The 14,139-nt window shown below is 51.0% G+C and carries 15 protein-coding genes; 14 read left to right on the top strand and 1 reads right to left on the bottom strand.

Annotated features, from left to right (window positions below):
- Positions 1–114 precede the first annotated feature (114 nt).
- The 5 genes from ydiJ to sppA all read left to right on the top strand — a co-directional run bounded on the left by ydiJ (position 115) and on the right by sppA (position 6,141).
- Positions 115–3,171, top strand: a complete 3,057-nt coding sequence (gene ydiJ / locus E1H14_RS05670; RefSeq protein ID WP_149390474.1) for a D-2-hydroxyglutarate dehydrogenase YdiJ — start codon at positions 115–117, stop codon at positions 3,169–3,171.
- Positions 3,172–3,234: 63 nt separating this feature from the next.
- Positions 3,235–3,726 carry a ribonuclease E activity regulator RraA gene (gene rraA, locus E1H14_RS05665; protein ID WP_149390473.1) on the top strand — a complete coding sequence of 164 codons (492 nt, stop codon included), beginning with the start codon at positions 3,235–3,237 and terminating at the stop codon, positions 3,724–3,726.
- Between the two features lie 270 nt (positions 3,727–3,996).
- Positions 3,997–4,392 carry a nucleoside diphosphate kinase regulator gene (rnk, locus tag E1H14_RS05660; RefSeq protein ID WP_149390472.1) on the top strand — a complete coding sequence of 132 codons (396 nt, stop codon included), beginning with the start codon at positions 3,997–3,999 and terminating at the stop codon, positions 4,390–4,392.
- A gap of 18 nt (positions 4,393–4,410) precedes the next feature.
- Positions 4,411–5,076, top strand: a complete 666-nt coding sequence (locus E1H14_RS05655; RefSeq protein ID WP_149390471.1) for an HAD-IA family hydrolase — start codon at positions 4,411–4,413, stop codon at positions 5,074–5,076.
- A gap of 15 nt (positions 5,077–5,091) precedes the next feature.
- Positions 5,092–6,141 (top strand): signal peptide peptidase SppA, encoded by a 1,050-nt coding sequence (gene sppA / locus E1H14_RS05650; protein WP_149390470.1) that lies wholly within the window; start codon positions 5,092–5,094, stop codon positions 6,139–6,141.
- A gap of 74 nt (positions 6,142–6,215) precedes the next feature.
- Here the strand turns inward: sppA and E1H14_RS05645 are convergent, their stop codons facing one another.
- The gene (locus tag E1H14_RS05645) at positions 6,216–6,797 is read right to left on the bottom strand and encodes a Maf family protein (protein WP_149390526.1); all 582 of its coding nucleotides are present in this window, start codon (positions 6,795–6,797) and stop codon (positions 6,216–6,218) included.
- 119 nt (positions 6,798–6,916) lie between these two features.
- Between E1H14_RS05645 and E1H14_RS05640 the strand changes: the two genes are divergently transcribed.
- The 9 genes from E1H14_RS05640 (at position 6,917) to mltG (ending at position 14,138) form a co-directional block, all read left to right on the top strand.
- The gene (locus E1H14_RS05640; RefSeq protein ID WP_149390469.1) at positions 6,917–7,441 is read left to right on the top strand and encodes a YceD family protein; all 525 of its coding nucleotides are present in this window, start codon (positions 6,917–6,919) and stop codon (positions 7,439–7,441) included.
- Positions 7,442–7,458: 17 nt separating this feature from the next.
- Positions 7,459–7,641 carry a 50S ribosomal protein L32 gene (gene rpmF, locus E1H14_RS05635; protein ID WP_149390468.1) on the top strand — a complete coding sequence of 61 codons (183 nt, stop codon included), beginning with the start codon at positions 7,459–7,461 and terminating at the stop codon, positions 7,639–7,641.
- Positions 7,642–7,643: 2 nt separating this feature from the next.
- Positions 7,644–8,702 carry a phosphate acyltransferase PlsX gene (gene plsX, locus E1H14_RS05630; protein WP_149390467.1) on the top strand — a complete coding sequence of 353 codons (1,059 nt, stop codon included), beginning with the start codon at positions 7,644–7,646 and terminating at the stop codon, positions 8,700–8,702.
- Between the two features lie 91 nt (positions 8,703–8,793).
- On the top strand, positions 8,794–9,741 hold the full coding sequence (gene fabD, locus E1H14_RS05625) for an ACP S-malonyltransferase (protein ID WP_149390466.1): 948 nt from the start codon (positions 8,794–8,796) through the stop codon (positions 9,739–9,741).
- A 7-nt stretch (positions 9,742–9,748) separates the two neighbouring features.
- Positions 9,749–10,492: a 3-oxoacyl-ACP reductase FabG gene (fabG, locus tag E1H14_RS05620; protein ID WP_149390465.1), complete on the top strand. Its 744-nt coding sequence runs from the start codon at positions 9,749–9,751 to the stop codon at positions 10,490–10,492.
- Between the two features lie 166 nt (positions 10,493–10,658).
- Positions 10,659–10,892, top strand: a complete 234-nt coding sequence (gene acpP / locus E1H14_RS05615) for an acyl carrier protein (protein WP_010323864.1) — start codon at positions 10,659–10,661, stop codon at positions 10,890–10,892.
- An 85-nt stretch (positions 10,893–10,977) separates the two neighbouring features.
- A complete protein-coding gene (fabF, locus tag E1H14_RS05610) occupies positions 10,978–12,216 on the top strand; it encodes a beta-ketoacyl-ACP synthase II (RefSeq protein ID WP_149390464.1) in 1,239 nt (412 codons plus the stop codon).
- Between the two features lie 72 nt (positions 12,217–12,288).
- Entirely contained in the window at positions 12,289–13,107 is an 819-nt protein-coding gene (gene pabC / locus E1H14_RS05605) for an aminodeoxychorismate lyase (protein WP_149390463.1), read from the top strand.
- Positions 13,101–14,138 (top strand): endolytic transglycosylase MltG, encoded by a 1,038-nt coding sequence (gene mltG, locus E1H14_RS05600; RefSeq protein WP_149390462.1) that lies wholly within the window; start codon positions 13,101–13,103, stop codon positions 14,136–14,138. Before pabC ends, mltG begins: the two co-directional genes overlap by 7 nt.
- The last annotated feature ends 1 nt before the right edge of the window (position 14,139 follow it).

The raw sequence follows: 14,139 nt of genomic DNA, 5'->3' as shown, positions 1-14,139 counted from the left end.
GATAGGTTGTATAAGTTTTTTGATTTGAACCTGAATCGCCAATCTAGGATGATTACGTACCTAGATCGATGTTGCTTTCGATACTTAATTCCGAGATGAGTTCAGGACTGTCACATGATTCCTCGCGTTGCTGATATTAACCCTACCCAAACCCTGTATTTAGACTTCATTGAGACATTGAAGCAGCAAGGCTTTGCGGGGGATCTGAACCCGGATTATGCCAATCGCGTGGTCTTGGCGACGGATAACAGTATTTATCAAATTCTGCCGCAAGGTGTGCTCTATCCAAAGCATACAGAGGATTTAATCCGCATCGCTAAGTTGGCGGATCAACCACGCTTTCACAGCATAGTGTTAAGTGCGCGTGGTGGTGGTACTGGAACCAATGGTCAATCCTTGACCGATGGTTTGATCGTGGATTGCTCTAAGTACATGAATCGTATTCTTGAGATTAATCCAGACCAGCGCTGGGTACGTGTGCAGAGTGGTGTGGTTAAGGATCAGCTGAATGCAGCACTTAAACCCTATGGACTGTTTTTTGCGCCCGAGCTTTCCACCAGTAACCGAGCCACGCTGGGGGGCATGATCAATACGGATGCCAGTGGTCAGGGTTCGGTGCTCTATGGCAAAACCCGAGATCATGTCTTGGAATTGGAGAGTGTGTGGTTAGGCGGTGAGCGCTGGTTGTCGCAGCCTCTAAGTGATGCTGCGCTGGATGAAATCTGCCAGCAAGAGGGGCGTGTCGCGGATGTGCATCGTTTGCTGAATAGGATCTATACCGATAAGCAAGCGTTGATTGCTGAGAAGTTTCCAAAGCTCAATCGCTGTTTGACCGGTTATGACCTCGCCCATATCCGTGATGAGTCTGGACGCTTTAATCTCAACTCGATCCTCTGTGGTGCAGAGGGGTCTTTGGCGTTTATCGCTGAAGCAAAGCTGAATGTTTTACCCATCCCTAAACATTCGGCCCTGGTCAACGTCAAATACGACAGCTTTGAATCCTCCCTTCGTGATGCCAAAGCGCTCATGGATTGGCAGCCCACCTCGATAGAGACGATTGACTCCAAGGTCCTCAATCTAGCCATGGGTGATATCGTTTGGGATACGGTGCGCGCTTACTTCCCTCAGCAAGAGGGTGAGCCGACGATTCAGGGAATTAACCTGATTGAGTATACCGGTGATGATCAGGTCGAGCTGCAGGCTCAGGTGGAAAAACTCTGCCAGCATCTTGACGAAGTGAGTGGTCAGCCAGGTAAAAGTTTTGGCTATTCTGTGGTCTATGGTGCAACCGAGATTAATAAAGTCTGGGCGATGCGCAAAAAGGCGGTGGGGCTCTTAGGTAATGCTCAGGGCGCTAAGCGTCCGATTCCTTTTGTCGAAGATACCGCAGTACCGCCGGAGAATCTCGCGGACTTCATTATGGATTTCCGTCGTGTCCTCGATGAGAATGGCTTGGCTTATGGCATGTTCGGCCATGTCGATGCGGGGGTGTTGCATGTGCGCCCCGCGATCGATATGAAAGATCCGCAACAGGAAGGTTTGATTCGTAGCATTACCGATGAGGTGGTGCGTTTGACCCAGCACTATAAAGGCTTACTCTGGGGTGAACACGGTAAGGGCGTGCGCTCTGAGTATGCACCGGAGTTCTTTGGTGAGTTGTATCCTGAGTTGCAGCGTATCAAAGCGGCGTTTGATCCACGTAATCAAATGAATCCTGGAAAGATCGCAACGCCGATCACTCAGGATGGTGCCGAATTGCTCAAGATTGATGCCGTGCCCACTCGAGGTCAACAGGATCGTCAGATACCTGGAGCCCTACGCGAGACCTATGATTCGGCCATGAACTGCAACGGCAACGGGGCCTGTTACAACTACGATCCGAATGATGCGATGTGCCCATCTTGGAAGGGGACACGTGAGCGTATCCACTCCCCTAAAGGACGTGCTTCTCTGATTCGTGAATGGTTGCGTTTGATGGCGCAACGCGGTGTCGATGTCAATGCGGAAGCTCGCGCAATTCGCCAGGGTGGTTTTTTGCGCAGCTTGCCAAAACGTATTCAAAACACCTGGCAGCGTAAACGTGGTGATTATGACTTCTCCAATGAAGTGCATGAAGCCATGATGGGCTGCCTGGCGTGTAAATCCTGTGTCGGCCAATGCCCGATTAAGGTGAATGTGCCGGACTTCCGTGCACGTTTTCTTGAGGTCTATTACGGCCGTTATCTGCGTCCGGTCAAAGACTATTTGATTGGTAGTTTGGAGTTTATGGTGCCGGTGTTGTCTCGTTTCCCCGCACCTTATAACTGGGCAATGCGTAACTCTTTTGTGCGCGCCTTCCTCAAATCGGCGGCGGGCATGGTCGATAGTCCAGTGATCTGCACCCACAGCTTAAAACAAGGGTTGCAGGCGCGAGGCTTGGACTGGGCAACGCCTGAAACCCTAGCTCAACTGACCCCTAAGCAGCGTGAGAAGAGTGTTATCCTGGTGCAAGATGCCTTCACCAGCTACTTTGAAACCCCTTTGGTGCTGGATCTGATCGATCTGCTGACACATCTAGGCTTTAATGTGGTTGTGGCACCTTATCTACCGAATGGTAAGCCCCTGCATGTGCATGGATTTATGCAGGCGTTTACGCAGGCGGCCGAGAAAAATCTGGAAATGTTGCGCGCGCTGCAGGCTTCAGGTGTACCGATGATCGGTGTGGATCCGTCCATGACACTCACCTATCGCTCTGAATATAAAGATTTGAGCCAGGATCTGCCGTCGGTACAGTTGATTCAAGAGTGGCTGGCCAGTGTGTTGGATCAAATTCAGCTCAAGGGTGAGGTGCAGGCCGGGGAGTATAAGTTGCTGGCGCATTGCACTGAAAAAACCTCCGCGGCACCTTCTATTCGTCAATGGCAGGCCATTTTTACGGCACTTGGGCAGAAGCTGGATGTTGTGGCTACAGGTTGCTGCGGTATGGCGGGCACCTTTGGGCATGAAGCTGAGAACTATAAACGCTCGAAAGCCATCTATGCTCTCAGCTGGGGGGCTGTAGTCAATGATCCAGCCCATAAAGGACAGTTGCTCGCCACCGGTTACTCTTGCCGTTCGCAGGTGAAGCGTTTGGATCGTCAGGAATTGCCGCACCCTATACAGGCCCTTTTGGCTGTCGTGCAAAAGTTGTAATGCAAATTGGCCGGGAATCAGCCACACTCGGCGCTGAATAAACTCAGCTTGATAGGAGCGAAGATGGACGATTTATTGCCGGAATTGTGTGACCAGTTTCCTGATTTGGTTCAGGTGGTAGAACCTATGTTTGCAAACTTTGGGGGGCGTGAGACCTTTGGTGGAGAGATTGTTACCATCAAAGCTTATGAAGACAACTCTCTGGTGCGTGAGCAGGTGGCGCAACCTGGGCAGGGTAAGGTGTTGGTTGTGGACGGCGGCGGTTCCATGCGTCGTGCCATGCTGGGTGATATGCTGGCAGAAAAAGCGGAAAAGAATGGCTGGGAAGGCATCATCATTTACGGTTGTATCCGTGATGTGAATGCGATCGGGCAGCTGGATCTCGGCGTGCAAGCCTTGGGTACACATCCGATGAAAACCGACAAGCGCGGCTTGGGTGACTTAAACATTGCGGTGACCTTTGGTGGGGTGACTTTCACGCCTGGCCATTATGTCTATGCAGACAATAATGGTGTGTTGGTTTCTGCACAGAAGCTCGAGCTGAGCGCTGAATAAATCTAAAGACGCAGAGCGGTCTGGTTTGGCTGGATCGCTCTGCGTTTGTGCTACAGGGCTTTCCGTGTCACCCATGCCTTGCCCCTTCATTCTTTAACACTTCTCTGGCACAATCTCATTTCTACTTAAGTGTGCTTTGCAACGATTCTTATGGCTGGCGCTCATTTCTGTCACCGCCAGATCGAAATCTAATTTCCCAAATGTTGTACTTAAAACTTGCCCTGCCTTGGCGGGGCAAATCTGTTTTTATTCTGTTGAATGGAGTTTGAAATGTCTGATCTGCCGCCCATTACTGTCTCTGAGTTGGACATAGATCGGCTAGAAACCTTGCTCGATAAAAAGCCCTATCGTGATGATAAGGCATTAGAGGGTTTGCGCCATGAGCTGGCGCGTGCTCAGGTGTTGCCGGTCAGCGAAATGCCAGATGAGTTGGTCCGTATGAACTCAACGGTCACTTTTGAGGTAGAAGAAACCGGTAAGCAGTTTCATTTAACCCTGTGCTATCCGCATGAAATCAAAGGTCAGCCGGAAACACTCTCGATTCTTGCTCCGATTGGAAGTGCTTTGTTAGGCTTGGCGGTGGGGCAGAGTATTGAGTGGACTTTGCCTGACACTCAGCATCGCCACGTGCGTATTATTAAAGTCGAAAACCCAGCTCAGGCTTAAGGCTTATAAGGAGAGGATATGTACCAACTCTTGATTTTCGACTGGGATGGCACCTTGATCGACTCGGAAGGTCGTATCATCTCCAGCATGCAAGCCGCCGCTGCTGATTTAACGCTGCCCAAACCAAGTGATGCCGCAGTGCGTAACATTATTGGTTTGGGTTTGCCTGAAGCGATTTTAGCCATCTACCCCGATGCCGATACGGCTTTAATTGAAGCACTACGTGATCGTTATGCGCATTATTTCCTAAGCGCTGATCCAACTGAAACACATCTCTTCCCAGGGGTGCGTGAAACCCTGCAGAGCTTGGCAAAAACACATCGCCTGGCCGTGGCAACTGGGAAAAGTCGCAAGGGGCTCAATCGGGCTTTGACGGAAACGGGCCTAGGTTCTTTGTTTGAAATTACCCGCTGTGCCGATGAAACCACGTCCAAACCCGATCCACATATGTTGGAAGAGATTATTTGGATGACCGATGTGTCCTCTAAAGCGGCGTTAATGATCGGGGATACTGAGTATGATCTAGAGATGGGACAGCGCGCAGGGATGGATACCCTAGCGGTGACCTATGGTGCCCATGAGGTTGAGCGTCTTTTGCGTTGGAAGCCTGTGCATCAAATCGATGAATTTAGCGAACTCCAGCCCTGGTTGGGTCGCCTCAATTCAGGCACGCAGCCGAGTTAAGAAAGGAGAGAGGAATTGAGCAATAACCATTGGGATGATCCCGAGCAGCAAGATAAATCTGTAGCAAAACAGGATGCTGAGTTGGAGCAAACTCTAGCTAAGGCGCAGAAAGATCCCTCGAGTCGGGAGTGGCGATTAATTGAAAAAATCGTCAGCAGCTTGCATGTTGAGCAGCGCCGCGCACGACGCTGGGGCATCTTCTTTAAACTCCTGACTTTCTCGTATCTTTTTGGCTTGTTGGGGATGTATTTTATCGGTGGTGGTTTATCTCCTTCCAAAAAAGAGAGTAACGAGCGCTCGCCGCATGTGGCTGTGGTGGAGGTGCGGGGTGTCATCGCCGATACAGCAGATGCCAGCGCAGATAATGTGATTCGTTCTTTACGCCGGGCTTTTGCGGCTGAGCAGAGTCGGGCGGTGATTCTGCGCATCAATAGTCCGGGAGGGAGTCCAGTTCAGGCCGGTTATATAAATGATGAGATCAAGCGCTTGCGCGCCTTACATCCCGAAAAGCCGATTTATGCCGTGATTACGGATATCGGTGCATCTGGAGGCTATTATATTGCGGTGGCTGCGGATGAAATCTATGCTGATAAAGCCAGTTTAGTCGGTTCAATCGGTGTCACCGCTTCCAGTTTTGGGTTTGTTAACCTGATCGAGAAGCTGGGCGTTGAGCGTCGCATCATGACCTCCGGCGAGAATAAAGCTTTTCTTGATCCCTTTAGTCCTTTGCGCGAAGAGGAAAAGCTCTTCTGGCAAACGGTGTTGGATACTACGCACCAGCAATTTATTCGCGTCGTGCGCGAAGGGCGTGGAGAACGCTTGCAGGATGATGAAGATCTCTTTAGCGGTTTGGTCTGGAGTGGCGAACAAGCATTGGAGTTGGGGTTGGTGGATGGTTTGGCTAGCAGTAGCCAGCTAGCGCGAGAAAAGCATGACCTTGAGGCTTTGCTGGATTACACCTTTGTGCCATCGCCCTTTGATCGCTTTTTTGATCGTCTAGGGGTGACCTTTGCAGAGCATTTGGCTACACGTCTTAGCCATCAACTGTTACCGGAATTGCGTTAAGCTTTTTGCAGCACATTTTTTGCAAAGCTTTGTTGGGGTGTCGGCCGGGTCGGCTCGACACCCTGATGCTAAGCCTAAGGCAAATCAATACCCGCCTGCTCTAGCATACGCACCAAACGAATCAAAGGTAGGCCGATCAAAGCATTAGGATCGTCTCCAACCAGACGCTCAAACAACACGATTCCTAAACCCTCCGATTTAAAGCTGCCAGCACAATCGTAAGGTTGTTCCTTTTCTAAATAGCGTTCAATTTGCTTCAAGCTGAGCTCACGGAAATGTACTTCGTAGGGCACCACTTCGGTTTGCGCGCGACCTTGGCTGGCATCCAGTACACATAAACCGGTCAAAAAGGTGACTGCTTTACCCGAGGCTTGTTGTAACTGAGCCACGGCACGTTCATGGGTGCCGGGTTTGCCAAGAATGTTGCCTTCTACAACCGCCACCTGATCTGAGCCTATCACCAAAGCGTCGGGTAGATCATGCGCGATTGCGCGTGCTTTCTCTTCAGCTAGACGTGCTACTAGGGCGTGCGGAGTTTCATTCGCGAGAGGGGTTTCATCCACATCGGGTTTACGGCTGCGAAAGGGCAAGCCAAGTTTGGCAAGAAGTTCGCGGCGGTAGGGGGAGCTGGAGGCTAGAACGATAGATTTATTGATCACGATTAGGCTCTTATGTGTCAACTTGAGTGAAAAGCCTATGATAATCGCATTTTTATCGGATGAAAGCTCGGAATCCCTTTGACAGATGGCATCTGTGTCCCTAGAATTGCGCGCTTATGTCGAACGGTCCATTACCGAAAAAAGCAGACCCGCGCAAGCTTGCTGAGCGGGGCGTACAAATCCAAGGTTGCGTTGAAATTTCTGCGCTGCCTCGGCTTGTGTCATTTTTAAGCAGCGATGCCGGCACAGCGGAAGCGACTTTGGATTTTACGGTGGATGATCAGCATCTGCGTACAGTGTCCGGTCAGGTGACTGCCAGGGTCGAGATGACCTGTCAGCGTTGCCTGGAACCTGTCCAGATCGATCTGAGTGCAGAGGTCAAACTTGCTGTTGTTCTGAATGAAGAACAGGCTAGAAACCTGCCAGGGTATTACGACCCACTCCTGACTCAAGAGGAAGAAGTGGCGTTATGGCCAATTATTGAAGATGAATTGATTTTGACTCTACCTTCTATTCCGAAGCATGCGTCTTGTCAGATTCAAACTTCCTTTGGCGATGCCGGGACAGTTCGTTCAGAGCAAGAGAAACCCAACCCTTTCAGTGTGTTGGCTGGCCTTAAAGGCAAGGCCGACAAGAGTTAACCAGGAGCTATATAACCATGGCAGTACAGCAGAACAAAAAATCCCGTTCACGTCGTGACATGCGTCGTTCACACGATGCGCTGACCGGTCCGACTCTGGCTGTGGATGCAACCACCGGTGAAACCCATCGTCGTCACCACGTTAGTGCAGATGGCTTCTACCGTGGTCGTCAGATCGTTAAATCCCAAGACGACGAGTAAGTTTGTCTGCGCGTTACACAATCGCTGTGGACGCAATGGGCGGGGACTTCGGTCCCCGTGTTACGTTAAGTGCTGCGCAGCGTTTTCTCGCTCACCACCCTCAAGTTCATCTGATTCTTTGTGGTGCTTTGTCATCACTTCAGGCGCAGCTAACATCCTGCCCTGAATCGCTGTTATCACGCCTGCAGTTAATCGATGCGCCAGATGTGATCGCTATGCATGCCAAACCTTCCCATGCTGTGCGTCACGGTCAAAACTCCTCGATGTATCACGCCTTACAACAGGTGCAGCTTGGAAACGCACAAGCTTGTGTCAGTGCAGGCAATACCGGTGCGCTTATGGCGCTGGGACGAACACTTTTGCACACACTCCCCGGAATTGATCGTCCGGCCATCTTAAGTGCGATTCCAACACTTACCGGGCACTCCTATCTGTTAGATCTTGGTGCTAACGTCGACTCAAGCCCAGAGCAGTTGTTGCAATTTGCCTTGATGGGTGCTGCTACGGCGCGTTCATTAGATAAGTGGCCAGAGCCTAGGATCGCCCTGCTAAACATTGGTCGGGAAGAGGTCAAAGGCAATGAGCAGGTGCGTTGTGCGGCGCGCTTATTCAAGCAGCAGGCAGGTTTGAACTATATCGGTTTTATTGAAGGGGATGATGTGTTTACCGGTCAGGCGGATGTCATTGTCTGTGACGGTTTCACCGGTAATATCGCCTTAAAAAGCAATGAGGGTTTGGCACGCTTGATTGCAGGGAAACTACGTCGTAGTTTTCAGCGCAACCTTTACCGACGTTTTTTAGGTTGGTTGGCGCGGCCTGTATTGCAGGAACTGCAGCGTCAAATCGATCCAGGACAGCGCAATGGCGCAAGCTTTGTCGGCTTGCGTGGCATCGTCATTAAAAGTCACGGTGGCGCGGGTAAGCGTCATTTTGAGTGCGCTTTGCGCCAAGCTTTGGTCGAGATCGAGAATAATTTGCCGGCACGCATCGCTGAGCAGATGACGCAATCGACCTCTGAAGAGGCCGCGAAAACAGCACTAAGACTTTCGTCAGGCGCTTAATGTTGTAAACTAGCGCCCTGAAGTGGGTCGATATCTCTTTGGCACTTCTTATTATTCATAGAATTACGTCTCAAAAAATCAAGAGGGTTTTATGTCGCAAGCGCTGGCATTTGTGTTTCCCGGACAGGGTTCGCAGCAACTTGGAATGCTGTCAGAACTGGCCGCCAGTCATCCCATTATTGAAGCCACCTTTGCAGAGGCCTCCGCTGCGTTAGGCTTTGATCTATGGGCAGGGGTTCAGCAGGGTCCTGAAGATTGGTTAAATGCGACTGAAAACACTCAGCCCGCTTTACTGACGGCGAGTGTGGCACTTTGGCGCTTGTGGTTGGAGCAAGGAGGGGAGCGTCCTGTTTTTATGGCGGGCCATAGTCTTGGTGAGTATTCCGCTCTGGTCTGTGCAGGTGCGATCAAGTTAGCTGATGCGGTACAGTTGGTGCGCCTGCGCGGTCAAGCCATGCAGGCAGCCGTGCCCGCGGGTAGCGGTGCGATGGCTGCCATTCTGGGATTAGACGATGCGGCCGTTGCACAAGCCTGCTTGCATGTGGCGCAGGGCGATGTGTTAGCCCCAGTGAATTATAATTGCCCGGGTCAGGTGGTTATCGCAGGTGAAAAAGACGCTGTGGCGCGTGGTATAGAAGCCTGCAAGTCTGCAGGCGCTAAGCGTGCGGTGGCCTTGCCCGTGAGCGTGCCTTCGCATTGTGCGTTGATGCAGCCGGCTGCTGAAAAGATGGCGCAGGCGCTGCAGGACATTGAGTTAAGCCTGCCTGAAATTCCTGTCATTCATAATGTCAGCGCGCAGACCTGCACAGATTTAACGCGCTTGCGTCAGCTTTTGGTGGAGCAGCTGTACAGCCCTGTGCTCTGGACGCGTAGTGTCTTGGAGCTGGCGACACAGGGTGTTCAGGTCTTGGTTGAGTGTGGCCCAGGCAAGGTATTATCGGGTTTAAATAAAAAAGTGGATAAGGCTTTTGAGGTCGTATCCCTGACTGATGCGGCGGGCTTCGAGAAAGCCCTGTCTTTGTCCACCCATAAGGATTAAAAGCAGTATGAGTATTCAAGGAAAAATCGCCCTGGTCACTGGGGCTACGCGTGGTATTGGTAAAGCGATTGCTGAAAACTTAGCGCAACAGGGTGCGGTGGTGATCGGAACCGCTACCAGTGCCAGTGGTGCTGAAACCATCACGGCGTATCTGCAAGCCTTAGGTAATCAGGGGCGTGGTCTTCTACTGGATGTAGCGGATCCAGCCTCTGTTGAGGCTGTCCTGAAACAGATCACAGAAGAGTGGGGTGCGGTCGAAATACTGGTCAACAATGCCGGTATTACACGTGATAACATCATGATGCGCATGAAAGATGAAGAATGGGATGCAGTCATCAACACCAACCTGACGGCGAATTTCCGTTTGGTGAAAGGGTGTGTGCGTGGTATGACCAAAGCGCGTTGGGGTCGTATTATTAACATCAGCTCGGTAGTGGGTTCGATGGGTAATGCGGGCCAAGCCAACTATGCTGCGGCAAAAGCCGGCTTGGAAGGCTTTAGTCGTGCCCTGGCGCGTGAAATTGCTTCCAGAAATATTACGGTAAACTGTGTGGCACCAGGTTTTATTGATACGGATATGACAGCCGGCCTGGCGGATGAGCACAAATCACACCTGCAAGGTCAGATTCCGATGGCGCGTCTGGGGCAACCTGCTGAAATCGCGGCGGTTGTTGGTTTCCTCGCAGGTGAGGGTGGTAGCTACGTAACCGGTGAAACCATCCATGTCAATGGTGGTATGTACATGGGATAAATCGGTTTATCCGATTTAGGGAATTGTATTTTCTGCTGATATGTTGATAATTGTCCGTCAGCAATAACTAATCGGTTGGCACGCTTGCTTGGGTGTAATCGATTCTAATAAAATTGCGTCTCGCATTTTGGGATGTGATGGTGTCTATAAGCATATAGGAAGAGATATGAGCAATATTGAAGAGCGCGTTAAGAAGATCATCGCAGAGCAGCTGGGTGTTAAGGAAGAAGAAGTCGTGAACAGCGCTTCTTTTGTAGAAGATCTGGGTGCTGACTCCCTCGATACTGTTGAGCTGGTTATGGCTCTGGAAGAAGAGTTCGAAACTGAGATTCCTGACGAAGAAGCTGAAAAAATTACTACCGTTCAGCTGGCGATCGATTACATCAACGCACACCAGTAATCAGTCCCATCGCTTTAGTCGAAAAGCCGCACCTATTTCGTAGAGTGCGGCTTTTCTTTTCTTAGCCGGAATTCTGGAGGAACGCATGTCTCGCAAACGCGTGGTTGTCACAGGTTTGGGGCTGCTAACACCTGTAGGAAACACAGTCAGGGAAACCTGGGCAAATATTCTTGCAGGCAAAAGCGGTGCTCAATTGATTGAGCACTTTGATGCATCGGCTTTTCCTACACGCTTTTCATCCTCGGTTAAAAACTTTGACCTTGAGCCTTACATGAGCTTGAAAGAAGCGCGTAAGATGGATCTTTTTATCCAGTATGGCATGGTCGCGGCGATTCAAGCGGTTGAAGACGCAGGGCTTGAGGTGACTGAAGCGAATGCACATCGTATAGGTTGTGCCATAGGTTCAGGCATTGGCGGCTTGCCCATGATTGAAAAGACCCATGATATGTTGAATGCATCGGGTCCGCGCAAAGTCTCTCCTTTCTTTGTGCCAGGCAGCATTATCAATATGATTTCGGGCAATCTGGCCATTAAATATGGCTTCCGGGGTCCGAACATTGCCATCACAACTGCATGTACTACGGGTACACATAATATCGGTCAGGCTATGCGTATGATCCAATATGGCGATGCGGATGTTATGGTCGCCGGAGGGGCTGAGATGGCGACAACGCCTTTAGGTATCGCCGGCTTTTCGGCCGCGCGTGCTTTGTCAACGCGCAATGAAAATCCACAAGCCGCGAGTCGTCCCTGGGATCGCGATCGTGATGGTTTTGTATTGGGGGATGGAGCGGGTATTTTGGTGCTTGAATCCTATGAGCATGCCAAAGCACGAGGGGCTGAAATCTACTGTGAGCTCAGTGGTTTTGGCATGAGTGATGATGCCTTCCACATGACCGCCCCGCCTGAAAATGGTGCCGGTGCTGCTTTGTCGATGAGTAATGCTCTACGGGATTCAGGTTTAAATGCCGAGCAGATTCACTACATTAATGCACATGGCACGTCGACCCCCGCAGGGGATATTGCTGAATCCAATGCGGCGAAACAGGTCTTGGGAGCTGCTGCGTCTCAGGTACGCATGAGTTCTACTAAGTCCATGATTGGGCATCTGCTGGGTGCAGCAGGAGCGGTGGAAGCGGCTTTTTGTGTGTTGGCACTGCGTGACCAGGTGGCGCCTCCGACCATTAATTTGGATCAGCCCTCAGAAGGCTGTGATTTAAATTATGTCGCGCACGAGGCTCAGCCTTGTAAAATTCAGGCCACCATGTCTAACTCTTTTGGTTTTGGTGGCACCAACGGCACCTTGGTGTTTAATCAGATTTAAACTTATGGGTCGGGGCTCTTTGAGTCCCGCCTGTTCGTGTTAAGCCTCATATCGATCACGAGAGGGCCAAACATGCTGACCCTGATTGATGGTCAAGTTCAAGATCTTTGTCCCAGCGATGACCGCGGTTTGACCTACGGTCAGGGGGTTTTTGAGACTCTGCCATGCACTGAGGGTCAGCCTTGGCTCTGGCCTGCTCACCTGCAGCGCTTGTTACGTGGGTGCCGTCAGCTCAAGATTCCTTGCGAGGCGTTGGAAGCCCAACTGCATGCTGATCTTCAGCAGTTACCTCAACAGGACGGTGTGCTGAAAATTCTAGTCACCGCGGGATCGGGTGGGCGAGGTTATGCCTTGCCGGAACCTATATATCCGCGTCGTATCCTGCAATTCAGCCCAAGACCCTACTGGCCAGATGCCCCTTTCCATCAAGGGATTCGTGCACGAGTGTGTCAGCTACGTTTAGCACATCAACCCGCCTTAGCGGGCTTAAAGCATCTGAATCGACTTGAGCAAGTATTGGCTCGGAGTGAATGGAGCGATCCCGGGATACGTGAAGGGATTCTTTTGTCTTATCAGGATGAGTTGATCGAAGGCACTATGAGCAATCTGTTTTTAGTGAAAGCGGGGCAACTGTTCACGCCCGATCTAAGCCAAACCGGTGTGAGCGGTATTATGCGCAACTATCTCATCGACATGGCCACAGACCTTTCGCTTCCAGTTCAGATCAAAGGTTTGACGCTGGAGGATCTCTGGGCGGCAGATGAGGTGTTTTTCTGTAACAGCCTCATTGCGATTTGGCCGTTGGTGGCTTTAGAGGAGCAAAGCTTTGCTATCGGGCCCATCACTCGGTGCTTACAAAAGGTTTTACAAGAGAGACGCTATCCATGTTAAAAAAAATCAGCCTATTGCTATTTGCACTGCTACTGCTGGGTGCTTTGGCGGTTGGATTAGCTTGGCAGGCTATGCATAAACAGATGCTGCAGCCCTTGCCGATTCAAGAAGAGATTACGTTTGATGTACGCAGTGGCCTAGCGTTTAATCAACTTTTGCAGCAATTGGATGCTAAAGATTGGTTACAACAGCGTGATCTGGTGCGTGTTTATGCGCGCTTGCATCCGGAAATTACGGCGATAAGGGCGGGTGAGTATCGAGTTCAGCCTGGTGAGTCCTTATTGGATCTGCTCGAGCGTTTAAACCGTGGTGATGTCATTCCACATTTTTTTACCTTGATCGAAGGCCATAATTTTCGTCAGATTCGGGCTGCTTTGGCCGCGGATGAGCGCTTACAGCAACAGCTCACTGGATTATCAGAAGCAGACATTATGACGCGCTTGGGTCGCCCTGATCAGCCTGCCGAGGGGCTTTTTTTAGCGGATACCTATCAATTCACTCGTGGCATGTCAGATTTGGATCTACTTCGCCGTGCTCTGCTTGCCCAGGAGCAGTTCCTTGAGGCTCAGTGGCAAGCACGTGCTCCCGAACTGCCTTATGCCAATCCTTATGAGGCTCTGATTATGGCCTCGATTATCGAAAAAGAAACCGGAGTACCCGAAGAGCGTGCCGAAATAGCCGGTGTGTTTGTGCGACGCTTACGCTTAGGGATGCGCTTACAAACCGATCCGACCGTCATTTATGGTATGGGGGAGTCGTACCAGGGGCGTATCCGTCGTGCAGATCTGGAGCGCCCGACACCTTGGAACACCTATACCATTGCGGGCTTACCCCCCACGCCCATCGCGATGGTAGGACGTGAAGCGATTGTTGCCGCCTTAAATCCTTTAGCCGGTAATACACTCTATTTTGTCGCTAAGGGTGATGGGACACATCACTTTTCACGAACCTTAAGTGAGCATAACGCTGCAGTACGACGCTATCAGCTCAATCGTCGCAGCGATTATCGTTCATCGCCAGGGGGAGGTTGAG

The sequence above is a fragment of the Nitrincola tapanii genome, from assembly GCF_008368715.1.
Taxonomy (GTDB): Bacteria; Pseudomonadota; Gammaproteobacteria; order Pseudomonadales; family Balneatricaceae; genus Nitrincola; species Nitrincola tapanii.
This window is presented reverse-complemented; position numbering and strand designations above follow the sequence as displayed.